Below are 21,745 nucleotides of genomic sequence, written 5' to 3'. Positions count from 1 at the left end.
ATTCAGAATTAAGAATTCAGATTTCAGCGTTAAAAATAGAAAAAATTGTTGTTCACATAAAAAAAGAGAACAGCGCAACGCTATCCTCTTTTTAATTATGATTTCACATTCAATAATAATTCCGAATTCAGAAATCCGGATTCAGAACTATTATGCTTCTGCCGGAGCAGCAGCCGGAGCTTCTTCCTTGTCCTTGCGGCCAAAGGCAAACACCTTATCGCAGGCGGAATTGAAACGCTGCCACGTCTTTTCAGACTGTTCGCGCGGCACGGCTCCCACTTCCTTCCACAAACGGCGCAGGTGTTTCACCTTGTTCATCGAGGCACCGACAGTCTGCTCGTTCAAGTCAGTCAGCAAGTCTTCGGCCTGTTCGCAGAGCAACAGCTTTTTCTGCAAGTTATTCTGGCGAGCCTGTTCCTGAATGTCGAGCTGGTCGCGGCGGCGGGTAAAGAAGTCATCGCAAGCTTCACGGAACTTCTTGTAAAGATCCATATCTTCGATACCGCAGAATCCAAGTTCACGCCATTCCTTCTGGAGTTCACGAACCGCGTCTGCAAGCTGGTTAGAGCCTGCGCTTTCGGCAAACTGGCGAACCTTATCGATCATGGCATTCTTCTTTTCCTTGATTACGTCGAGCCCCTGAGCCAAGGTGGAATCGGCGTGTGCGAGGCGTTCGAGAATCTTGTTATAAACCGTATTGTAGCGGTTGCTGATAGATTCAATCGCTTCCTTCGGAACCATACCTGCGGCCTTCCATTCCGCTTCTACAGCCTTCAGTTCTTCAAGAGAACCCTGACCGGCAGCTTCCATGGCTTCAAGTTTTTCGCACAGAGCGTTCTTGGCATCCAGATTCTTCTGCTTCGAAGCATCCATTTCTTCAAAATGGGCGCGTTTCTTTTCGAAGAAGCTGTCACATGCCGTACGGAATCGATTCCAGATTTCGTCGGACTTGCTCTTCGGCACAGGACCCACGGCCTTCCAGGATTCCTGGAGCTGTTTTAATTTGTTCGAAGTAGCATTCCAGTCGTTTGATTCCTTGAGGGCTTCGGCTTCCATGCAAAGCGCCACCTTCTTTTCGTAGTTGGCTTCGCGGTTTTCGTCTTCGGCCTTCAGGTTTTCCTTGTGCTGTGCATAGTAGGCAGTCATTGCAGCCTTAAAACGTTCGGTCAATGCAGCCACATTTTCCTTAGGCACCATGCCAATGGCCTTCCACTTTTCCTGGATATCCTGCATGGCCTTGTACTTGTCCTTCCAGAACATTTCCGTGTTCTTGACAAGATCTTCAATCTTCGCGCAAAGGGCTTCCTTGTCGGCCAAGTTCTTCTGGCGTTCCGCATTCATCTCTTCGATAAAGCCGGCGCAGTTTTCCTTAATCTTTTCGTAGTTGCTCTGGAAATGATCGCGGTATTCCTGCAGCTTGGCGGCAGAGATAGGTCCGATTTCTTTCCAGCGGTTCGTAATATCCTTAAGCTTGGCAAGAACGGCCTGGCTACCCGGTTCCTTGGTCAGAGCATCCATTTCAAGGAGCAGGTCATCGCGGTCCTTTTCGTTATGCCAGTTTTCCCACTGCTGCATTTCCTGGAAGCGCGCCGTTGCGGCCTTGTATTCCTGCCACAAATCATGATACTTGAACTTGTTTTCGCCCACGATTTCTTTCCACTGCTGATAGAATTCGCGAACCTTCTTGTTCAAGTCGCGGAAGTCTTCGTTTTCGTCGAGGGCCTTTACCTTTTCGATAATAGCCTTGAGCTTTTCGGAATTGGCTTCGAAACGCTTCTGTGAATCTTCTTCGTATGCAGAGATCTTGTTAGAGAGCGTGTTGCGGAGTCCGTTGTAAGACTGCAACATCGGGTCTTCACCTTCCAACAGCGGAAGCTTTTCCCATTCACGCACAAGGGCATGCAAATGCTTCTTGGTCATGTCGTTCACGTCGGTATCTGCCAAGGCCTTAAGGCGTTCCAGCAGTTCCGGTCGCACCGATTCGTCGGTCGCTTCGGGCACGTCCACCACAACGTCTTTAACCTTGCGCAAATCCTGCACCTTGAAGGAGGCATTGTTGTAGCGTTTGGTCCAAGCGGAATCCATCAGGGACTTGCTTTCGGCACATTCAGCGAGAATGGCATCCACACGTTCGGCGTTGTCCGCCACCTTGTTTTCAGAAATCAAGGTTTCGAGTTCTTCGAGAGCCGCCGAGAGAGAGGCAATCTTTGCCTGCTTTTCGGCTTCGGCCTTTTCGGCTGCGATGCGTGCGGCATCGGCTTCGTCGCAGAACTTCTTGAAGCTTGCATAGACTTCGTCAATCGTCGCCTGCTTGTCGCCCATGCCAAGCTTTGCGGCTTCTTCCATCAAAGATTCAAACTGTGCCTTGACAGAGAGGGGTTCCTTCTGCGCAGCCAAGAAATGAGCTTGCTGTACAAGAGCTTCGCGCTTGCTTGCCAAGAGTTCGGCCGCCTTCTTACCGTTGTCTTCAGCTTCTTTTCTTGCGCGGATTCGTTCACTTGCAGCCTTGCGAACTTCGGGCTGTCTGGAGTTCTTTGCAATATCCTGGAGCAAGGAGTCGGAGGTCACCTTGCGTGCAGCGGACATAGCGATGTCTTCATCCAAGTCGCGGTTAGCGGCAAGGGCCAGGACCGACTGCTTGGTACAAATCTTTACGAGTTCGGCACGAACGAGACCTGCGGTGTTCACACCCTTGAGCAAGTCTTCGGCATAGTGCGTATCCTTAAGGTCTTGCAGATAAGCGAGATCCTCGGCACTCGGTTGAGCCTCGGTTTTAAGCTTCTTGACCACTTCTTCCAAATAACGAGTCTTAGCCGTGCGCTTCACATCTTCGTCGGAATCACGTTCTGAAATCTTTTTCAGAGTAGCAATGATGGACAACTTCTTTACGGCAGCAATCCTTACAGAAGCATCGGTATCAGACTCGGCAACACGTTCCAGGACATCCTGGTTGTCCGCACCTAATTCAGCGATTGCTTCCAGTCGCTTTTCGGGGTTGGAATTTTGCCACTTCGGTTTAAAGGCGTCAAATAAGCTCATAGAGATCTCCAATAGTATGGCAACTCCCAAAGGGGATTTGCATACTATAATCTAACAAAAAAAGTTTTTTGAAACAAAAAAGATTGTAAAATAGGCGCTTTTTGCGGTATTAACTATCTTTTAGCCCGTGACAAAACGAATCCCAAAACTTAGCGCCCCCGAAGAGGTTCATCAGAAGCTCAAGTCCGAATTGTTAACGGATTTTTGCGAAGTGTACATTCCCATGGCGCCCGATGTATACACCTACGGAGTGCCCGCCGGAGTAAGCCTTTGCCGCGGAGACGTTGTATGGGTTCAGTTTGCCACCCGTAAAAAGCCGGCCCTCGCCGTGGTCGCACGCGTCCACCAGGACCGCCCCAAGTTTGATGTGCGCCCCGCTTACCCGCACCAGTCGGGCTACCGCTTTAGCGAACGTTATATGGAAACGCTCGAATGGACGGCGCGGTATTACATTAGCACACCCATGAAGGCGCTGTTCGTTTTTTGGCCCGCCGATTTCGAGAAGTACCTGAACGCACTCGCCGCAGACTGTAGACAGTCGGAAGTAGACAGTAGACAGCCTACCCCAGTAGCTCCGGCGTTGACATTAGAACAAACTAACGCATTCAACACGCTTTGCGAAGAACTGGACAAAGACGGATTCCGCGGCGTATTGCTTCACGGCGTTACAGGTTCGGGAAAGACCCGCGTTTACCAGGAGCTCGCCCGCGAAGCCTTGATGCGCCACAAGAAAGTTTTAATCCTCGTGCCCGAAATCGGGCTCACGCCGCAAACGCGCAAGCGCTTCGAAGATTTCCTGCAAGTCCCGATTGTGGTTTTGCATTCCGCACTTTCGGCGCCCAAGAAACGCGAAGGCTACGTCTCGATTTTGAAGGGCGACGCGCAAGTGGTTCTCGGCACCCGCAGCGCAATTCTTGCGCCGTTCGATTTCGACCTCGTGATTCTCGACGAAGAACACGATTCCTCTTTCAAGCAGCAGGACCCGGCGCCGCGTTACCATACCCGCGAAATGGCATTCCACTTGGCGTACAAGTACGGAGCCCTCGTGGTGCTCGGCAGCGCCACGCCGAGCCTTGAAACATTCAACAACGCGAAAGCGAACAACTTAAAGACGGTTACGCTCAAGGAACGCGCCACGCAGGCGCCGCTCCCGAAGGTGCAAATTGTCGACATGGGCAAGATGCGCCAGCAAAAAGGCATCCTCTTGTCGCCCGCGCTCCGCGAAGCATTGACCGATTGTATCGAGCGCGGGGACCAGGCGATTATCCTCATGAACCGTCGCGGTTTTTCGAAGATGCGCGTGTGTACCGAATGCGGCGAAACACTTTACTGCAAACACTGCCACATTCCGCTCGTTTACCACAAGCAATACCGCTCGCTCATGTGCCACTACTGCGCTGCCCTTTACCCGGTGAACACACCGTGTAGCGCCTGCGGCGCCGAAACTTATGAGTTTGTGGGCGGCGCGATCGAGATGCTCGAAGACGAAATCAAGGAATGGATTCCGAATGCGAAAGTGATTCGCATGGACCGCGACACCACGCAGAACGTGGGCGCCAGTGAAAAGATTCTTGACGCGTTCCGCAATCGCGAATACAACATTCTGCTTGGAACGCAGATGGTCGCCAAGGGCCACGACTTCCCGGGCGTACAATTAGTCGGGGTCGTTGGCGCCGATAGCGGGCTCGGCATTCCCGACTTCCGCTCCACCGAAAGGCTTTTCCAACTGCTGAGCCAGACTGCAGGGCGCGCGGGTCGCGCCGGCGGCGAAGGCCTGGTACTTATCCAGACACTCAAGCCGTCTGAACCCGTGATGCAGTTCGCCGTGAACCACGACTTTAACGGATTTGCCAACAAGGAAATGGAAGACCGACGCGCCGCCTTCTACCCGCCCTTCTGCAAGCTCGTGGAAATCAGCTGCGGCAGCCGCGACGAAGATTTACTCCGCCACACCATGGAGCGTCTGGAATCACTTCTGCGCGCCGACAAGAAGCTCATGGTGCTCGGCCCTGTGGACGCCTTCGTGCCTGTCGTGCAAAATGTCCACTGGGCAAAACTCTACATCAAGACCCAGGACTTAGCGCCTGTACGCAAGATTCTGCACCCCGTCATCAACGGCGCCAAGCCCTGGGTGCAAAACGTAGAAATCAAGGTAGAAATAGAATAATTTCTGTATTGTACAGACCAATTTTTCCACAATAAACTTTTTAGCCTGTACCAAAATGTCACATAGGCCAGATTTTTCAAAAAAAATGCGGCTTGTACAGGCCTTTTCAAATTGCGCAATACTTTTAGCCTGTACAAAATCTCTCAAAAAGCATTTGACAACCGAAAAGAAGGCGTTTCGTACAGGTCTAACAAGCTCAAGTATACCATTCAACCTGTACCAGCAGCAAAGCAACCTTCATTTTTTCAAAAAATCGAAAAATAGTACAGGCCATTTCCGCCATTACACATTATCTAGCCTGTACAGCCCCTCAAAAAGCATTTAAAACAAACTAACAACATCGTTAAAATTATCGTTAAAGCGGAAACTTCGGATAGTTTTCGCGCACGTACTTGCTGGGGTAAGCATTAAAATGCCACCATTCGCTGCCGAGCGGGACCCAGCCCGCCCCGCGCATAATCTTGCGGAGCTTGTTGCGGTTATCCACTTGTTCCTGCGTAAGCCTGCCGCTCTTTAAAGCTTCCGCTTCGCCGACTTCGCCCGCGCAGCGTTCAAAAGAATCAAAGTCCGTGCCCATGTCAAGCAAGTTGCCATCGGCATCGGTAATACCCAAGTCAAGCGCCAAGCCAAAATTATGGAGCCCGCCCGTAGCCGGCGAAGAAACGTAGGCAGAATAGGGCGTTCCACGCACTGTCTTTCGCAAAGCCTCTTGCGCATACAGCGGGCGCGACGCATCAAAAATCACAAGCTCGGAACCCGGCATTTCACGTTCCATAATTTTCACAGCCTTGCGGAGTTTTGCCGCGGCATCTTTATGCACAAAGGCTCGCTGCACGCCGCAGTACAAGTCATGGCCTGTCACGTTATTGAAAGTCGCATAACGCAAGTCCATGCGCACGCCCTTCAGGCGCGTAATTTCAACCATGTTGGAATCTGCCATCGCAAATTCAATCCACTTTTTGACAGAACTGCAATAACGCAAGGGCTTATCGGGCTTCGGCGGCACAAATAGGGAATCCGTTTCGTGAGCAAAAGCCATGACACCCAGAAAAAGTACTGTCAGAAGTATCCGAAACATGAGCCCAACCAAAATATCAATGTGAAATGAGAAATGAGGAATGTGAGATGTATTATTTCCCTTCACACATTTCACATTACACATCATTCATCTTCTAGCAACTAGATTCCCAGCTGGACTTCGACACCGAATTGCACGTACAGGCCCATGCCCTTGGCAATAAACGGCACCAGGTCATAGCCATCGTTAATGTCTTCGTTATTGTCGCGGGTCACCCAAGAACGTTCGCGGGCGTTTTCGCTACCCAGGAACTTGAGGGCATCGACATCCAGGTTTGCAAAGATATTATCCACTTCCACGTAGAATCTTGCCGTCCTGAAGAAGCTGTTGTTCTTGCCAATCAAATCCAGGTTCACGCGGGCATCCGTACGGAACATGTCCGTGAAGTCATGGAAATCCTTGAGGCGACGGGTACCGTTTCTGCGGTCCTTCGGATCAGACGGCATGATTTCGTAGTAATAAAGAGGACGGTGCAATGCTGCGTGGTGCGTAATGATAAACGAAAGAATCGAGTCCTTACGCGGGTAATAGCGGAAATGCGACAGAATATCCAAGCGGGAGTTCGCTTCCCACGGGAGTGACTTGCCACCATCGAGTTCGTATTCACCATACACGGAGCTCACGTTCGTCGCCATCGAGAAATGGTGAGAAGTCTTGAGTTCCATCGTGGCAGAAGCACCTGCCACCCAGGCGTAGTCAATCGGTGTCACGTCTTCGTACTGCGCAAAAGCCTTAGGCATCGGGAGCAGCGGATCCGGGTAGTAACGGCCAAAGCCGGAACCCTGAGCCACAAAGTACTTGGAGTTGTAACCCAAGCCGAGCTTGCCGGACACGCCCGATTCCAGGCGACCCGTCAGATCGCCGTCATCATAATAAGGCTTCCAGTCGCTGCGGTAAGCGGCGTTTGCAATCAATCTCCAGTAAGCAGTGTCCACATGAGAAAGGTTCTGGTCAAAGTCGAACGAGGCTGTCGGAGCCGCTTCGCGTTCTCCCAAGTCGGTCACCGCACCCACAGAAAGAATCTTCTGAGAAAAGTCGCTCTGCCAGTTCATGCGGCCGGCACCCGACCACACGCCCGCATTAAAGTCATCCGTAATCGAGCCACCGTAATCCTGGTAACTACGTTCCACGAAGTGGTGTTCATAGAGCAAGGCCCAGCTCAGCTTGGAGCCCAGGATACTTCCCTTGAAGTTCTTGTCGATGCCGCCTGTCAAAGTCGTATGGGTCTGTTCGTAACCGTCAATATAGGTGGCGGCTTCCTTGGAATTAGCCGTATTGCGGAATCCCTTCGTATCGCGGAGCGTATCGCCCAGCACTTCGCGAACCACGCCGGCGTGAGCCGAGGTTCCGAAGCGGGAATTGTATTCGGCACCTACCACCAAGTACTGCTGCTTGCCTTCGATAATGTCGATCGAGTTCACCTCGTTATAAGAGGTCGCGGTATCCTGGTGCACGCTGTATTCATCGGAGCTATACAAGGTGCGCAAGGCCCAAGTGTTGCCGTTGGTGTCAGAACCGTTAAACTGGGCATACACGTCAAAAGCGGTCAAGTCGTACGGATCAGAGGTTTTCACGTTGCAGTCGCTGCCCGAGCATTCGGCACTGCGGTCCTTGCGGAATTCACTAAAGAACTTTTCGCCCATGTTCTTGAGCATTTCGTCGTCGAGTCTGCGGAAAGAGAACCTGAAGCTGTCCCAGAAAAGCCATGGTGCGTCAACCACCACTTCTTGCAAGGCAATGCCGGCCGTTCCACGCAGGCCCCAGTCGCCCTTGGTTTGTTCGGGAATGTACTGCACAGACGTTGCCAGGCCCTGACCGATCGGGCCTTCTCCATAATGGTCATGAATTTCGATTGCACTCAGGATATGCGGGTTAATCACCGAAAGGTTGCCCGGGAACCCGACATCCAAGTGGCGCATGTTCGGCACGCGGAGCCTGCCCAAGTGGTAAGCCACGTCGCTTGCACGGGAGCCCTCGTAGTAAAGAGCGCTGCTAAAGTCTTTCTGGCCCGAAATTCCCGGCATCTGACTCAGGTGTTCCGTCACGTCAAAACGCATGCCGGCTGCATCTTCGAGCTTGTCGAGATTCACCTTGCGTTCAAAACTCCACTGTACCTTGTCGGCACCGCCACCGATCACAGTGCTTGTTCCCAGGTTGCGCACGTCGGCAGTCGTCTGCATGGTAATCACCATGTCGAACAAGTCGGCAAAGTCCTGTAATTCCACCTGCACGCTATCGAAGCCTTCTTTCTTAAAGATGAGCACGGCGTTCTTGGATTCGGCAGTCAATTCGAATCGACCATCGGAATCGGTTTCACCGAGTTTCTTACCCGAGACATAGGTAATCGTCGCATTCTTGATAGGCAAATCAGTTTCGGATTCCAGAACCACACCCACAATCAAGGTCGGGGTCGCGGCAAATATGGCTGCTGCAAAAAGCAGTACGAAAACAAACAGGGAGCGTAATCTCATATTTTTTAAAATAGAAAAAACTAAGTTCTTAGTTCTACCAACTAAGTTCTATATTTATAGTATGCTCGATATTTACTTGGTACAAATGGACGTCGCCCCGAACGACAAGGCAAAAAACTTCGCCAAAGTGCGCGAACTGACCGCCAAAATCCGCAAAAACGCAAGCGACCCCGTGCCAGGACTTATCGTTTTGCCCGAAATGTTTGCCACGGGCTACTTGCCCCTACACCCGGAATCTGCTGCCGAAGACTTTTCGACGAAAGATTCCGGCGAGACCGCAAAGTTGCTCTACGAACTTGCAAACCAAACCGGCTGCACCGTCATGGGGGCGGGCATTGCAAAATCCAACGGCACGCTCTTGAACCACAGCAGCGTCTACGTTCCCGAATGCGCACAAGAATTCGCGCACTACGACAAGCGCCGCCCCTTCTTCATGGAACAAGCGAAATTCAGTGCCGGCGAAAAAGTTAATTTATTCAAAATTGCGAATTGGAATACGGCAGCAACCATTTGCTTTGACTTGCGATTCCCGGAACTTTACCGCGACGCCGTCAAGGCAGGGGCAAGACTTATCACCGTTCAGGCAGCATGGCCACTCGCACGCATTGCACACTGGAAAACCTTGCTGCAAGCCCGCGCTATCGAGAACCAAGTATACATGGCCGCAGTCAACTGCACCGGTAGCGAACTAAACGGCGGTAACTCCATGATAGTCAACCCAAAAGGCGAAATCATCGCAAGCGCAAACGGCCAGGAAGAATGCATTGTCTACGGGCGAATTGAATCGACTCCGCAAGAAGAATACCGCATCAAATTCCCTGTTTTGAAGGACCTTTTGTAACAGATCGTTAACAAAAGCAACCTGCATTTTTCTGTAATTTATATCACATTTTCCCTAAAGAAAGTGAATGGACCTAATTCACGAACTATCAACAAGTTAGGCCCAATATACCCGAAAACACGAAAAAAAATGCATTATTTTTGACATTGAAATGTCAAAATTTTATTGTATCTTTATTGGAGTAAACAAATCGACAGTGTCTTAACGTGTGAGGTAAGTTATGTCGAACACAAGCAGACTCCAGTATGCGAAGGCGCTAATCAAGGCCGGCATTACACGCGAACTGATTCTCAAAATCACGTCGATTTCGAGCTATCAGTATTCGCAAATCCAAAGGGAACTTGCGGCCTAAGGTTTCGTACTTTGAAAATGGTGTTAGTTATACCAGCGCAGCCCGCCACCTCGAACGAGGAAAGGCAGGCTGTGCTTTTTAGTTGCTTTAGGGACGGTTCCCTATTGCTCGACGCCAAAGACGGTAAAAAGCCAGCCCGTTTTTACCTCAAACCAAGCGACCTGTTTCCGTGGGATCAATTCCTGCCCAAGCTCCTCGTGAACTGGCAACTGTCCGATTTTAAAGATATTCCCAAGGAATTCCGTCCACAAAAGCGCATTCCCGAATTCGTACTCGAAGGGATTCTCAAGGAGCCTCTCGAAACACAACTCAAGATTCTCGCCACGCTGCGCGCCCAAGGGTATTTTCCACCGCTTAAGGCCAGAGGCTAATGTGAAATGTGTGATGCGAGATGTGCGATGATTGAGGACATTTCAAGAAAACGCTGGTTCATGGGCAAGGGGCAGGCCATCCGTCAAGTCAGCGAAATGGATTCTGCCGAAATCGCGGGCGTACAACTCCAGATTCTTAAGGTTGAATTCGAAAACGGTACAAGCGACCTGTACGCCACCATGAGCGACGAATCTAAAGCGGGCGCCCTTCTCGCCGAAGGTTTTGGAAGCTTTGCCGCAATCCAGGCGTACAAGGCCCGCAACGGATTTTTCAAATTCCAGCGGTTCGCAGAACTTGACCGCGTGTCGCTCGCAACAGCAACCCCGCTAGGTGCCGAGCAGAGCAATTCCGCCTTCTATGTCAAGGGCAAGTATTTTTTCAAGATGTTCCGCCGTCTACAGGCAGGCATTCACCCCGAACAAGAAATCCTCTCGCAACTGAACGCGACCCATTTTGACGGTGTTCCGCAACTTCTAGGATCCATCGAATATCAAGATTACACCGCAAGTTACGCTATCGGCATTCTCGAAAATCATATCGAAGGCGCTACAAATGCTTGGGATTTAATGGTCCGCACACCGAGCGAGAAAACGCAATCCGGCAGCCAGAACTTTTTTGCAGACGCCGCACTTGAACTCGGGCGCACCACCGCCCAAATGCACAAGGCACTCAAAGATTTAGACGGCACCGCCCCGCGGGCCGAAGAAGTTCCCTTCGACAAATTGATTGCCTTACTGCAGGCAAACGGGAAACAGGATTTGGTGGCGCGAGTGGAAAAACTGAAGTTGCAAACTCAAGAGGAGATCCCGGGTCTAGCCCGGGATGACAAACAAAAAGCAAGTGCATCTAGATGCACCGAAGACCCCCGCTTTCTAGTACCGCAGCGCATCCACGGGGATTATCACTTAGGACAGTTGCTTTATAAAGACGGCAAGTTTATCGTGCTAGACTTCGAAGGCGAACCCTCCCGCACTCTCGAATACAGGCGCAGGTTCCGCTCCCCCGCCGCCGACATAGCCGGCATGCTCCGCAGCTTCGCCTATGCCAGCGCCGTTCGGCAAAACAACGCGACAGAAAAATGCCGCGGCGGAAAGGAATTCGAGCAATTCACGGCCGAAGCCTTCTTGCAAGGCTACAGCCGTGAATCCGGCATTTCCGTTGCGCAATTAAAAGAAGAGGCCTCGCCCTATGTACTGGGCAAGGCCATCTACGAAGCTTGTTACGAACTGGAATACAGGCCAGACTGGTTCTGGATTCCAGAAGCAGCCCTAAAAAGCGGACTCTAAAGAATCAGCATTCCATCGCCGTAGCTGAAAAGTTTCATCTTGTTTTCAACAGCCATCTTGTAGGCTTCGAGGGTGTTTTCTCGGCCATAGAAGGCAGACACCAGCAAAATGAGGCTGCTTTTCGGCCAGTGGAAGTTGGTCAAAAGGCCGTCCACAATCTTGTAGCGGTATCCCGGATAAAAAAACGCATGGGTAATTCCCTTTTGCGGTTTCAGGAATCCGTTTGCATCGGCAATCGTTTCGACAACGCGGGTACTCGTAGTGCCCACGGTTACAATGCGGCCACCTTCACGTTTCGCCTTGTTGATGATGTCGGCGTTTTCGGCGGTGAGTTCGTAATGTTCGCCGTGCATTTTGTGCTGGGTAAAGTCTTCCACCGAAATGTTCTGGAAGGTTCCCGGGCCCACATGCAGCGTGACTTCGGCAACGTAAACGCCCTTCGCTTTGAGGGCTTCGAGCATTTCTTCGCTAAAGTGGAGGCTTGCCGTCGGGGCAGCCACCGCACCGGAATACTTCGCAAAAATCGTCTGGTACGCTTTCTTGTCGTCTTCGTCATCGGGGCGGTCAATGTAAGGCGGCAGAGGCACGTGTCCTTCGCGGTTCATCACCGCTTCAAGTTCCACCGGCGTCACCGCAAAACGCAGCACGCGAGCGCCGTCTTCCTTGATGTCTTCGACAACAGTCTTGACACCCGCAATATCGAGCTCGCGACCAACCTTGAACGCCTTGCCCGGGCGTACCTGCGCCTCGTAGCGGGCAGAGCCATCTTCGGCCGGAATCAAGGCCTGCACCAGGAGCGTTTCCACTTCGCCGCCGTGCATGGTATGGCCATACAAGCGGGCCGGAATCACCTTGGTGTTGTTTACCACCAGGCAATCGCCCGGCTTAAAAAGGTCGACAATTTCAGGAGCCTTCATGATGCGGCGTTCACCGCCATTTTTCGGGCAATGCAGAATGCGGGTTTTCCCCTTGCCCGCCGTACGGCTGGCAATCAGTTCCTTGGGAAATTCAAAATTATAGTCAGAAAGATTATGCGATTCCATTTTAGGCATCCATCTCAGCGAGAGCCTTTTTCAGCAACTTCTTCACGCTTTCTTTAAGCGATGCGGGCTTAAGAATGCGGACTTCGCCCGCATTGCCCATCAGCCAGTTCAAAAAGTCCGGCGTCACGTGAAGTTTCATATCAACGATCATATTCTTGTTCTTGTCGAAACGCTTCGAAATTTCGGGGTAGAAATGCGAACGTTCGAACTGCGACTGCAACCATTTGGATGACGACTTGATTTCAAGAGATACATCTTCGGGAGTGCCCTGGCCAGAATACTTGCCAAAGCAGTACTTGTAATGCAGTTTGGCATCGAACACGAACTTGGGCATGGCATGATTCGTTTCAGTTACGCTATCAATGCGTTCAAAAACATAATTCTTGAAAGCCTGGTTACCCTTTTCATCCATTTCGCCAGCCACCAGGTAAAGCGTGTCTACGCGCATAATTACCTTGACCGGGTTCACTTCCAGGGTCACCTCTTCGGCGTCCGTATGGCCCTTGCCGGAGGGGCGGTAATGGATCTTGATGGAAAAACCGTCGTGAATTGCCTTGAGCACGCGATTGACCATGGTATCTTGCAACTTGTCGTCGCTGAAGGGGCCGTAATCCAGAACGTAATCCGGGTCCGTCGAAATCGCCTCGGGCTTAAAGTCTTCGGGATTCGTGGTCTGCATGGTCTTGATGACCTTGTCCAAAAGCTTGACCGTCTTGATATCGGGAGCGGAACTCGTCGGCAGGTTTTTCTTGATTTTTTCAAGCTGCTTTACGACTTCCTGATTGAAGTTCGCTTCTTTATCGGTCTGAATAATGTAGAAGGTTTCCCCGTTTTCCTTGAACTTGCGGAGTCCGCAATTTTCTTCGCTGATTACTTCCAAATGGCGGAAAATGGTACGCGGGCCACAACCCATCAGACGAGCCAAGTCATTTACCGTCTGCTTGACCTTCAGCTTGCTTTTAATCGCATTAATTTTTTCGTAACCGGTAGCCATAGGCACCTCCTATACAATTCTTAAACGGTTTTCGATAGACGTCGTCTTCACATTCTTGAGGAGCGTCGCAAAGGCAAGTTCCTTTTGCAACCGCGAAACTACACTCCCTTCCAACAAATACCTGCGATTGTTGCAAGATATTCTAACATTCGCTCCGCGCAAAAAAGAACTCGACGCAATTTCCGATTCCACCTTTTGGCAAACGTCTATATTTAACGGATCGTAAACCTCTGTCACCAGGCAAATCAAGTCGCGTACGCCCGGAATTTCGGCCAGGCGGTTTTCCAAGTCCTTCGGGCGTTCGTTTTCGTAACAGCACACCTCAACCTGCACCTTGCCATCTTGCACACTTACCTTGCAATCGAACAGGCGCGTCGTCGAAGAATCCAGCTGGTCATACACAGATTTTTCAATCTGTTCGTCGGTCATAAAAGGCGGCACAACCACGCGGGTAAAGTCCACGCAGCCGCGCACCTTGGGTATAGCGTTCACACACTTTACCACCGCCCGCTGGATAGACAGATTCTCGACAAGGCCATTCAAGTAAATAATGCCCTGTCCCGCTTCTACCGAAATTTTATCGCAATGTTCCGGGAATACCTGGGCAAGCTTGCCCTGCACCACGGCACAAAGTTTCTCGTTCGACAAATTCTGCGCCAACGGCGGGAGCGTAATAAACACCAGCGTATGGTCTTTCAGCAAAACGGCGAGTTTGTCTTTTTCGCCATCGTTCACTAAACCAACGGCAACTCCGAACTGGTCACGAATGGCATGGTAAATGCAGTCGCCCAAAAGCGTCTGTGCGCTCTGAATCGGCAACAAACGATACCCTTCAGGCGACTCTTCGTCTTCTATTGAAACTCTCGGCTTTTCAATTCTTTGAAAGGGGCCGCCGTCATAAGTGACAACCAAAATCAACTTGTCAGGCGTCTGGAAAATGCTCTTGACAAAGCCTGGCTTGGGTGCACCTTTAAAGTAAACCCAGTCGCCCGCCTTGATGCGGTTGTAGCCGTAAATTTTGGTATAATCGCGGTTGACATATTCCCTGTTGCAAAAAACGAACTCGTTCGAAAATGCGACAAACATGGTGCCGCAAGCATCGCAACAACATAAAAGAGGAATATGCGGATCCATTCCACCAAAGGTTGAATACGCCTCGCGGGCAAATACGCCGTGTTCCACTACCTTCTGGCAGCGCCGGCAGAAAAGCCTTTGAGAGTACAACCGATGTGGAAACTGAGAACGCATGTATTAGTGTGGAGAGTGAGGTGTGAGGTGTGAGGTGTGAGGTGTGAGGTGTGGGGTGTGAAATGTGGAGTGTGGAAATCATTACACACTACACATTACACACTTCTCATTATTTCATGAGCGGCATTGCGACGTCGATGCGGCGGAGCACTTCTTCCTTGCCGATGATTTCGAACATTTCCCAGAGGCCAGGGCCTGCGGTCACGCCAGAAACAGCGAGACGCGGCGCACCCACGAGTTCACCCACCTTGTGGCCGCAGCGTTCGGCGAGGTCATAGAATCCCTTCTCGATGACTGGCGTCTTGAAGTCCTCTATGGAAGCGAGCATGTCGCGCACGAGCGTCGCCACTTCTTTGGAGCCTTCGCCGAAGTGCTTCTTCACACCCTTCTCGTCGTAGGTGGTCGGAGCCACAAAGAAGTACACAGCCATGTCGGCCAGGTCCTGCACAAAGTGGGCGCGCGGCTTCAATTGCTTCACAATTTCGTCAAGGCGTTCTTCCGGTTCCTTGGAAAGGTCAATACCCTTCGCAGCCAAGCCTTCCTTCATGATGTTCTTGAGGAAAGCGTCATCGCACATGTGGATATGCTGGCCGTTCATCCACTGCAACTTCTTTTCGTCGAAGCTTGCAGACTTCGGGTTGATGCGTTCGAGCGTAAAGCTTTCCACCATTTCCTTGATGGTCATGACCTCGCGGTCGTCACCCGGGTTCCAGCCGAGGAGAGCGAGGTAGTTCACGAGAGTCTCCGGCAGGTAGCCGAGGTCGCGGAAGTCGCCCACGGAGGCGGCACCCTTGCGCTTAGAAAGCTTGCCGCCGTTCTTGTCGAGAATCACCGGCAGATGGCACCATACAGGCGGCTGCCAGCCGAAAGCCTTGTACAAGAGTTCGTGCTTGGGCGTAGAGCTAATCCATTCATCGCCGCGGAGCACGTGAGTGGTACCCATCAGGTGGTCGTCCACCACGCTTGCAAAGTGATAAGTCGGGTAACCGTCGCGCTTGATAAGCACCAGGTCGTCCAGAAGTTCGTTCTGGTAGCTGATGTGGCCGCGGATCATGTCGTCGAATTCCGTGACGCCAGTTTCGGGCACCTTGAAGCGGATCACCGCTTTTTCGCCGGCAGCAATGCGGGCTTCGGCTTCTTCACGGCTAATATTGCGGCAGTGACGGTCGTAACCCGTGACCGGCACATGGCTCTTTTCCTGCTCGGCGCGGACTTCCTGCAGGCGTTCTTCGGTGCAGAAGCAATAGTAGGCGCAGCCGGCATCCAGAAGTTTCTTGATTTCGCGGTGGTAAATGTCCAGGCGTTCGCTCTGGAAGTACGGGCCGCAGTCACCTTCGCAACCCGGACCTTCGTCCCACTGCAGGCCAAGCCACTTGAGGTCGCGCATCAAGTCGTGCAATGCAGTTTCGTTGTAACGCTTGCGGTCGGTATCCTCGATACGCAGGTAGAACGTGCCGCCCATGTGCTTGGCAAAAAAGTAGTTGTAGATAGCGGTGCGCGCACCGCCCACATGCAGGTAGCCCGTGGGGCTCGGGGCAAAACGGACGCGGACAGGACGGTTAGAATTGCAATTTTCGCACATAATTTCCTCTTTTGTTTATTCCGTGTCAAAAAATAGCAATTTAAAATGACTCCAGATTCAACTTTTCTATCTTTGGGGCCGTTAATCGAAACAGCCACCCTTTTCTACAGGATTTCTATGGAGACTCTAAATTCCATTTTAGATGCAATTGACGGCTATGTTTGGGGAGTACCCCTGATTGTCATCGTTCTCTTCGTGGGTTTCTTGCTCACGATTCGCCTCGGTTGCCTGCAGGTTTTGAACTTGCCGAATGCCATTCGTTACATGTTGCACAACGAAAAGGGCGGCGATGGCGAAGTTTCAAGTTTCGGAGCACTCTGCACGGCTCTTGCAGCCACCATCGGCACGGGTAACATCGTGGGTGTCGCCACCGCTATCGGTACCGGTGGCCCGGGCGCCCTCTTCTGGATGGAAGTGGCAGCTTTCCTCGGCATGGCCACCAAGTATTCCGAAGGCCTGCTCGCCGTCAAGTACCGTACCGTCGATCAGGACGGCAAAGTTTTGGGCGGCCCCTTCTACTACATCGAAACAGGCATCAAGGAACGCTTCGGCTGGAATATGAAATGGCTCGCAGTCCTGTTCGCGATTTTCGGCGTACTCGCAGGTCTTCTCGGCATCGGCACGATTACACAGGTGAATGGCATTACAAGCGCCATGGCCCGCCTCACCCCGAACGCCCCTGAATTCATTAACCTCGGTGGCAATTCCATTTCTTGGACCACCGCCATCGCAGGCCTTTTGGTTACGATTTTTGCGGCAACCGTTATCATCGGCGGCTTAAAACGCATCGCAAAAGTTTCGACCTATATTGTCCCGATTATGGCAATCGTTTACATTCTCGCCTGCGTGCTCTTGCTGCTCTTGAACTTCGCCCAGATTCCGCTTGCCATCCAGACGATCGTGCAGGCTGCATTCAACCCGAGCGCCATTACCGGCGGTGCCGTGGGCACCATCTTTATCGCCATGCAGAAGGGCATTGCCCGCGGTATCTTCAGTAACGAAGCGGGCCTTGGTTCTGCCCCGATTGCAGCCGCTGCCGCAAAGACCAAGGAACCGGTTCGCCAGGGCCTCGTTTGCATGACCGGCACCTTCTTCGACACCATCATCATTTGTACCATGACGGGTCTTGCTATCGTGGTTTCGGGCGCATGGGATCCGAAGCTTGGCCTCGAAGGCGTGAACATCACCATGGAAGCCTTCTCTCGCGGACTCGCCATTGTTCCGGCCGGTTCTATCATCGCACCGTTCTTCCTCGCCATCGCCCTGGTGTTCTTCGCATTCACCACGATTCTTGGCTGGGCATACTATTCCGAAAAGTGCCTGCAGTACCTGATGGGAGGCAAGAACGCCAAGGCAACGCTGATTTACCGTTGGGTGTACATCGCCGCTATCTTTATCGGCCCCTACCTCACCGTAAGCGCCGTATGGACCAGCGCCGACATCTTCAACGGCCTCATGGCATTCCCGAACTTGGTCGCCTTGATTCTCTTGAGCGGAATTGCCGCCAAAGAAACCAAGGATTACCTGGAACGGCTTCACAACGGACACGTGGGCGACTAATTAGTTCGGATTTCGGAATTCGGAGTTCAGAATTAGAATTTCGAAGTTCATTTTTTTAATTTGGAAATGAAGCGAATATATTTCGTCGGAAGGTTTTATGTTGGATTTTAAAGGCAAATTTGCGGCGGTGCTCCCGGCGGGGGGACTCGGCAAGCGCATGGGCGGAAACATTCCCAAGCAGCTTTTGGTTCTGGGCGGCAAGCCCGTTTACCGTTACAGCCTCGAGACCTTCCTTTCGATGGATGAAATCGCCGAAGTCGTGATGGCCGTGCCCGCCGACTGGAAAGACCACTTTGAAAAGGATTTTTCGCACCCGAAACTAAAAATCGTCGTGGGTGGCGCAGAGCGTTGGCAGTCCGTGGAAAACGGCGTGAACGCGCTCACGAGCAACGCCGAATTCGTACTGGTGCACGATGTGGCGCGTCCGTTCATCAGTAAAGAAATCATCCTTGACGTTTGCAAGACGCTTGTCGAAAAAGGCAGCTGCCTTGTGGCAAAGCCCGCCGTTGACACCATCAAGATTGCAAAAGATGGATGCGTGCAGCAGACCATCGACCGCAACACCGTATGGATGGCGCAGACCCCGCAGGCGGCCTCGATTGCCTTACTCAAAAAGCTCTACGGGCGCATTGCCGCAGAGCCTTTAAACTTTACCCCCACCGACGAAGCAAGCATCCTCGAATATTTCGGCGAAAGCGTCTACATCGTGAAGGGCAACAACCTGAACAACAAGCTTACGACTCCCGAAGACTTCGAGATTTTCGCAAGCCGCACCCGTTAAATTTTTCCGACGAATTCAAATCCGGCTTCATCGACCGCCTTCTTGAGGGCGGTTTCGTCTATATCGTCTTCGTCATGCCATTCCACGCGGAGTTCTTTTTTCGCGACATCGGCTTCGGCCGAAACAACGCCTTCTAGAATCCTGACGGCTTTCTCTACGCATGCCTTGCAGTGACTGCAACTCATGCCGTGCACGCGATAGGTTTCGACTACAGGTTCCTCATAATGACGTTCGCCGCATTCGCAATGATCTTCACCTTCGCAACAACATTCATGTTCACCACAGTTGCAATGTCCGCCGCAGCCGCAACCCTTATGCGCAAACTTCGCATAAATAATCAGCGCTGCAAACACGACTGCGCAAACGTAGTCAAATACGCCAAGTGCGCCGTGACCGTGACATTCCGCAGAACCGTGCGGGAGCATCGAAGCAAGGAACGAATCCATAAAGAAGGTGTCGACCACAAAGCCAAAGAACATAGCTCCAAGTGCAATCGAAACAAGGTAGGCCGCGAGAGTGCGCTTGCCAAAAGCCTTGCCCACGACCAACATGCTTGCGATACTTGTGGCAGGGCCCGCCATCAACAGCACCAGGGCCGCCCCCGGCGTAATGCCTTTTTCTACAAGGGCCAACGCCAGCGGAATGGAGCCTGTGGCACAAGTGTACATGGGCATGGCAAGCACCAGCACCACCAACATGCAAAGCAGCGGGTATTCGTGCAGGAACAAGAAGAAATCATCCGGAACAAAGGCGGCAATCAGGGCACCGAGCAAAAGGCCAATCGTCAGCCACTTGCTCACATCGCCAATCATGTTTACAAAGCCGTATTCAAAAGTTTCTTTCAACTTTTGCGCAAAAGACTTTTTCGCATGCTCATCGTGATCATCATGGCCGCAGGAACAATGGTCGCCTTCACAATCGCATTGTTCGTGATGCTCATGCTCGTGAGAATTTTCAAGCACGGCAACACCCGTTTCAGGCTCGTTCTTTGTGACCAAGTTAGTAAACACGCCGCCAAGCATTGCCGTTACAAAAGCGGCCACCGGGCGCAAAATCGCAAACGGTCCGCCTAACAGCGAATACGTTGCCAAAATAGAATCTACGCCTGTCGCAGGCGTCGAAATCAAGAAGCTCACGCTCGCACCCTTGCTTGCGCCTTCTTTACGGAGCGCAATCGAAGTCGGAATCACGCCGCAGCTACAAATCGGAAGCGGAACCCCGAACAAGGCCGCCCACAATACCGACTTAAAGTTCGGCTTCGCAATCTTTGGCACATACAAGTGATTCGGCACCCACACATGCAAAATGCCCGCAAGCAAAAAGCCGAGCAAAAGGAACGGCGCCATCTCCGAAAACAGCGTAATGAATTGCCAAACAAACTTTTCCAGAATTTCTAAAACAGCAGGCATTTACTTACCCTTCTTGTGCAGAATATGTGTGAGACCCGTATTGAAAATCAATCCGATATGTTCATCGTCAAGCGAATAGAACATCTTGCGACCATCGCGACGCGGCTTGACCAAGTTCGCCGTACGCAAGATTCGCAGCTGGTGGCTTACCACGGACTGTTCCAGATTCAGTTTTTCAGCAATATCGTTCACCGAAATTTCGCCCGAGAGCATCAAATGGATAATGCGGATACGCGTGGTATCGCCAAAGAACTTGAAAAACTCCGACAGTTCGAAAAGAACATCCATCGAAATATCATTTTTCGCATTTTTTATACATGAACAAGTATTCATATTTTCATATATACATTTTTTCAAGCGTTCCGTCAAGGTCAAAAACCGAAATTCGCCCCATTTTCTTAAAAATTTCCATCTTTTCTCCCCCCATTTTTGTATTTTTAGCCAAAAATTGAGGTTTTTAATGAAGATTGCAGTGATTGGTGGCGCAGGTTATATTGGCAGCCACACGATTATCGAACTTTATAAGGCAGGCCATTCCGTTGTCGCCGTCGACAACCTGGTGAACTCTTGCGATGAATCACTCCGCAGAGTCGGCGAAATCGTCGGGCAAGAAATTCCCTTTATCAAGGCAGACGCCCGCGACGCTGCCGCCATGGACAAGATTTTCAAGGAAAACCACTTTGACGCCTGTATCCACTTTGCAGGGCTCAAGGCCGTGGGCGAATCGGTCGCCAAGCCGCTGGAATACTACGAAAACAACATGAACGCCACATTTGTGCTGTTGAACGCCATGCGCAACAACGGCTGCAAGAACATCATCTTCTCGTCGTCGGCCACCGTGTACGGTAACCCCGCCGAAATTCCCATTACCGAAAACTGCCCGAAGGGCGCCATCACCAACCCCTACGGACAAACGAAGTCCATGCTCGAAGAAGTGCTCCGCGACGTGCAGAAGGCCGACCCCGAATGGAACGTGGTACTGCTCCGCTACTTCAACCCGATCGGCGCACACCCGAGTGGCCGCATCGGCGAAGACCCGAGCGGAATTCCGAACAACTTAATGCCTTACATTACGCAGACCGCAGTCGGTATCCGCAAGGAACTCGGTGTGTTCGGCAACGACTACGACACCCCCGATGGCACTGGCGTGCGCGACTACATTCACGTATGCGACCTCGCCGCAGGCCACGTGAGCGCGCTCAAGGCCATCGAAAACAAGTGCGGACTCGCCATTTACAACCTGGGTACAGGCCACGGCTACTCCGTGCTCGACGTGGTGCACGCCTTTGAAAAGGTGAACGGCATCAAGGTGCCCTACAGCATCAAGCCCCGCCGCGCAGGCGACATTGCCACCTGCTACTGCAACCCCGAAAAAGCCTACAAGGAACTCGGCTGGAAGGCTCAGTTCGGCATCGAAGAAATGTGCCGCGACGCTTGGAACTGGCAAAAGAACAACCCGAACGGTTACCGCAAGGGGTAACGGCCCCAAAAGCCGCGTTCCGCAAAAAAATTCATTTTTTGC

17 protein-coding genes are annotated in these 21,745 nt (G+C 51.8%); 8 read left to right on the top strand and 9 right to left on the bottom strand.

What is annotated here, in order from left to right; genetic code table 11:
* Positions 1–150: 150 nt before the first annotated feature.
* Complete coding sequence (locus BUC02_RS07555) at positions 151–3,039, bottom strand: DUF349 domain-containing protein (protein WP_073321203.1); 2,889 nt, start codon at positions 3,037–3,039, stop codon at positions 151–153.
* 127 nt (positions 3,040–3,166) lie between these two features.
* Here BUC02_RS07555 and priA point away from each other — a divergent pair, with 127 nt between their 5' ends.
* Positions 3,167–5,206: a replication restart helicase PriA gene (priA, locus tag BUC02_RS07550; protein ID WP_073320876.1), complete on the top strand. Its 2,040-nt coding sequence runs from the start codon at positions 3,167–3,169 to the stop codon at positions 5,204–5,206.
* A 355-nt stretch (positions 5,207–5,561) separates the two neighbouring features.
* Here the strand turns inward: priA and BUC02_RS07545 are convergent, their stop codons facing one another.
* Positions 5,562–6,245 (bottom strand): M15 family metallopeptidase, encoded by a 684-nt coding sequence (locus BUC02_RS07545; protein WP_254794147.1) that lies wholly within the window; start codon positions 6,243–6,245, stop codon positions 5,562–5,564.
* A 140-nt stretch (positions 6,246–6,385) separates the two neighbouring features.
* The gene (locus BUC02_RS07540) at positions 6,386–8,755 is read right to left on the bottom strand and encodes a peptidase associated/transthyretin-like domain-containing protein (RefSeq protein WP_073320874.1); all 2,370 of its coding nucleotides are present in this window, start codon (positions 8,753–8,755) and stop codon (positions 6,386–6,388) included.
* Between the two features lie 61 nt (positions 8,756–8,816).
* Between BUC02_RS07540 and BUC02_RS07535 the strand changes: the two genes are divergently transcribed.
* The 4 genes from BUC02_RS07535 to BUC02_RS07525 all read left to right on the top strand — a co-directional run bounded on the left by BUC02_RS07535 (position 8,817) and on the right by BUC02_RS07525 (position 11,606).
* On the top strand, positions 8,817–9,596 hold the full coding sequence (locus BUC02_RS07535; RefSeq protein WP_073320872.1) for a nitrilase-related carbon-nitrogen hydrolase: 780 nt from the start codon (positions 8,817–8,819) through the stop codon (positions 9,594–9,596).
* Positions 9,597–9,816: 220 nt separating this feature from the next.
* Entirely contained in the window at positions 9,817–9,948 is a 132-nt protein-coding gene (locus BUC02_RS16625; RefSeq protein WP_255369282.1) for a hypothetical protein, read from the top strand.
* A 17-nt stretch (positions 9,949–9,965) separates the two neighbouring features.
* Positions 9,966–10,319: a hypothetical protein gene (locus BUC02_RS07530; protein WP_073320869.1), complete on the top strand. Its 354-nt coding sequence runs from the start codon at positions 9,966–9,968 to the stop codon at positions 10,317–10,319.
* 27 nt (positions 10,320–10,346) lie between these two features.
* The gene (locus tag BUC02_RS07525) at positions 10,347–11,606 is read left to right on the top strand and encodes a phosphotransferase (protein ID WP_073320866.1); all 1,260 of its coding nucleotides are present in this window, start codon (positions 10,347–10,349) and stop codon (positions 11,604–11,606) included.
* Here BUC02_RS07525 and queA read toward each other — a convergent pair.
* From queA to gltX, 4 genes are all read right to left on the bottom strand, one after another.
* A complete protein-coding gene (queA, locus tag BUC02_RS07520) occupies positions 11,603–12,649 on the bottom strand; it encodes a tRNA preQ1(34) S-adenosylmethionine ribosyltransferase-isomerase QueA (RefSeq protein ID WP_073320863.1) in 1,047 nt (348 codons plus the stop codon). The genes BUC02_RS07525 and queA overlap by 4 nt on opposite strands.
* Position 12,650: 1 nt before the next feature.
* A complete protein-coding gene (locus BUC02_RS07515; protein ID WP_073320860.1) occupies positions 12,651–13,643 on the bottom strand; it encodes a WYL domain-containing protein in 993 nt (330 codons plus the stop codon).
* A 9-nt stretch (positions 13,644–13,652) separates the two neighbouring features.
* Positions 13,653–14,825, bottom strand: a complete 1,173-nt coding sequence (locus BUC02_RS07510; RefSeq protein ID WP_088656678.1) for a BON domain-containing protein — start codon at positions 14,823–14,825, stop codon at positions 13,653–13,655.
* Between the two features lie 175 nt (positions 14,826–15,000).
* A complete protein-coding gene (gene gltX, locus BUC02_RS07505; RefSeq protein WP_073320855.1) occupies positions 15,001–16,473 on the bottom strand; it encodes a glutamate--tRNA ligase in 1,473 nt (490 codons plus the stop codon).
* A gap of 117 nt (positions 16,474–16,590) precedes the next feature.
* Here gltX and BUC02_RS07500 point away from each other — a divergent pair, with 117 nt between their 5' ends.
* Together BUC02_RS07500 and ispD are read left to right on the top strand one after the other, a co-directional pair.
* Positions 16,591–18,033: an alanine/glycine:cation symporter family protein gene (locus tag BUC02_RS07500; protein WP_073320852.1), complete on the top strand. Its 1,443-nt coding sequence runs from the start codon at positions 16,591–16,593 to the stop codon at positions 18,031–18,033.
* A gap of 97 nt (positions 18,034–18,130) precedes the next feature.
* A complete protein-coding gene (ispD, locus tag BUC02_RS07495) occupies positions 18,131–18,814 on the top strand; it encodes a 2-C-methyl-D-erythritol 4-phosphate cytidylyltransferase (protein ID WP_073320850.1) in 684 nt (227 codons plus the stop codon).
* Here ispD and BUC02_RS07490 read toward each other — a convergent pair.
* Together BUC02_RS07490 and BUC02_RS07485 are read right to left on the bottom strand one after the other, a co-directional pair.
* The gene (locus BUC02_RS07490) at positions 18,811–20,223 is read right to left on the bottom strand and encodes an SO_0444 family Cu/Zn efflux transporter (RefSeq protein ID WP_073320847.1); all 1,413 of its coding nucleotides are present in this window, start codon (positions 20,221–20,223) and stop codon (positions 18,811–18,813) included. The genes ispD and BUC02_RS07490 overlap by 4 nt on opposite strands.
* Positions 20,224–20,511, bottom strand: coding sequence for an ArsR/SmtB family transcription factor (locus tag BUC02_RS07485; RefSeq protein ID WP_249268804.1), 288 nt, complete (start codon positions 20,509–20,511; stop codon positions 20,224–20,226).
* Between the two features lie 172 nt (positions 20,512–20,683).
* Between BUC02_RS07485 and galE the strand changes: the two genes are divergently transcribed.
* Positions 20,684–21,703 (top strand): UDP-glucose 4-epimerase GalE, encoded by a 1,020-nt coding sequence (gene galE / locus BUC02_RS07480; protein ID WP_073320841.1) that lies wholly within the window; start codon positions 20,684–20,686, stop codon positions 21,701–21,703.
* Positions 21,704–21,745: the final 42 nt, after the last annotated feature.

Origin of the sequence: Fibrobacter sp. UWOV1 (genome assembly GCF_900142495.1) — a bacterium.
In the GTDB taxonomy this organism is placed as follows: Bacteria; Fibrobacterota; Fibrobacteria; order Fibrobacterales; family Fibrobacteraceae; genus Fibrobacter.
The sequence above is the reverse complement of the archived record's forward strand: the minus strand, read 5'-3'. Positions and strand labels throughout refer to the sequence as shown.

Excerpts from the sequence above, each read along its gene's own strand:
- ispD (WP_073320850.1), top strand. The coding sequence starts at position 18,131 with ATGTTGGATTTTAAAGGCAAATTTGCGGCGGTGCTCCCGGCGGGGGGA.
- BUC02_RS16625 (WP_255369282.1), top strand. The coding sequence starts at position 9,817 with ATGTCGAACACAAGCAGACTCCAGTATGCGAAGGCGCTAATCAAGGCC.
- BUC02_RS07540 (WP_073320874.1), bottom strand. The coding sequence starts at position 8,755 with ATGAGATTACGCTCCCTGTTTGTTTTCGTACTGCTTTTTGCAGCAGCC.
- gltX (WP_073320855.1), bottom strand. The coding sequence starts at position 16,473 with ATGTGCGAAAATTGCAATTCTAACCGTCCTGTCCGCGTCCGTTTTGCC.
- BUC02_RS07535 (WP_073320872.1), top strand. The coding sequence starts at position 8,817 with ATGCTCGATATTTACTTGGTACAAATGGACGTCGCCCCGAACGACAAG.
- BUC02_RS07545 (WP_254794147.1), bottom strand. The coding sequence starts at position 6,245 with ATGGCTTTTGCTCACGAAACGGATTCCCTATTTGTGCCGCCGAAGCCC.
- BUC02_RS07490 (WP_073320847.1), bottom strand. The coding sequence starts at position 20,223 with ATGCCTGCTGTTTTAGAAATTCTGGAAAAGTTTGTTTGGCAATTCATT.
- BUC02_RS07530 (WP_073320869.1), top strand. The coding sequence starts at position 9,966 with ATGGTGTTAGTTATACCAGCGCAGCCCGCCACCTCGAACGAGGAAAGG.
- BUC02_RS07515 (WP_073320860.1), bottom strand. The coding sequence starts at position 13,643 with ATGGCTACCGGTTACGAAAAAATTAATGCGATTAAAAGCAAGCTGAAG.
- galE (WP_073320841.1), top strand. The coding sequence starts at position 20,684 with ATGAAGATTGCAGTGATTGGTGGCGCAGGTTATATTGGCAGCCACACG.
- BUC02_RS07485 (WP_249268804.1), bottom strand. The coding sequence starts at position 20,511 with ATGGATGTTCTTTTCGAACTGTCGGAGTTTTTCAAGTTCTTTGGCGAT.
- BUC02_RS07525 (WP_073320866.1), top strand. The coding sequence starts at position 10,347 with ATGATTGAGGACATTTCAAGAAAACGCTGGTTCATGGGCAAGGGGCAG.
- BUC02_RS07555 (WP_073321203.1), bottom strand. The coding sequence starts at position 3,039 with ATGAGCTTATTTGACGCCTTTAAACCGAAGTGGCAAAATTCCAACCCC.
- BUC02_RS07500 (WP_073320852.1), top strand. The coding sequence starts at position 16,591 with ATGGAGACTCTAAATTCCATTTTAGATGCAATTGACGGCTATGTTTGG.
- queA (WP_073320863.1), bottom strand. The coding sequence starts at position 12,649 with ATGGAATCGCATAATCTTTCTGACTATAATTTTGAATTTCCCAAGGAA.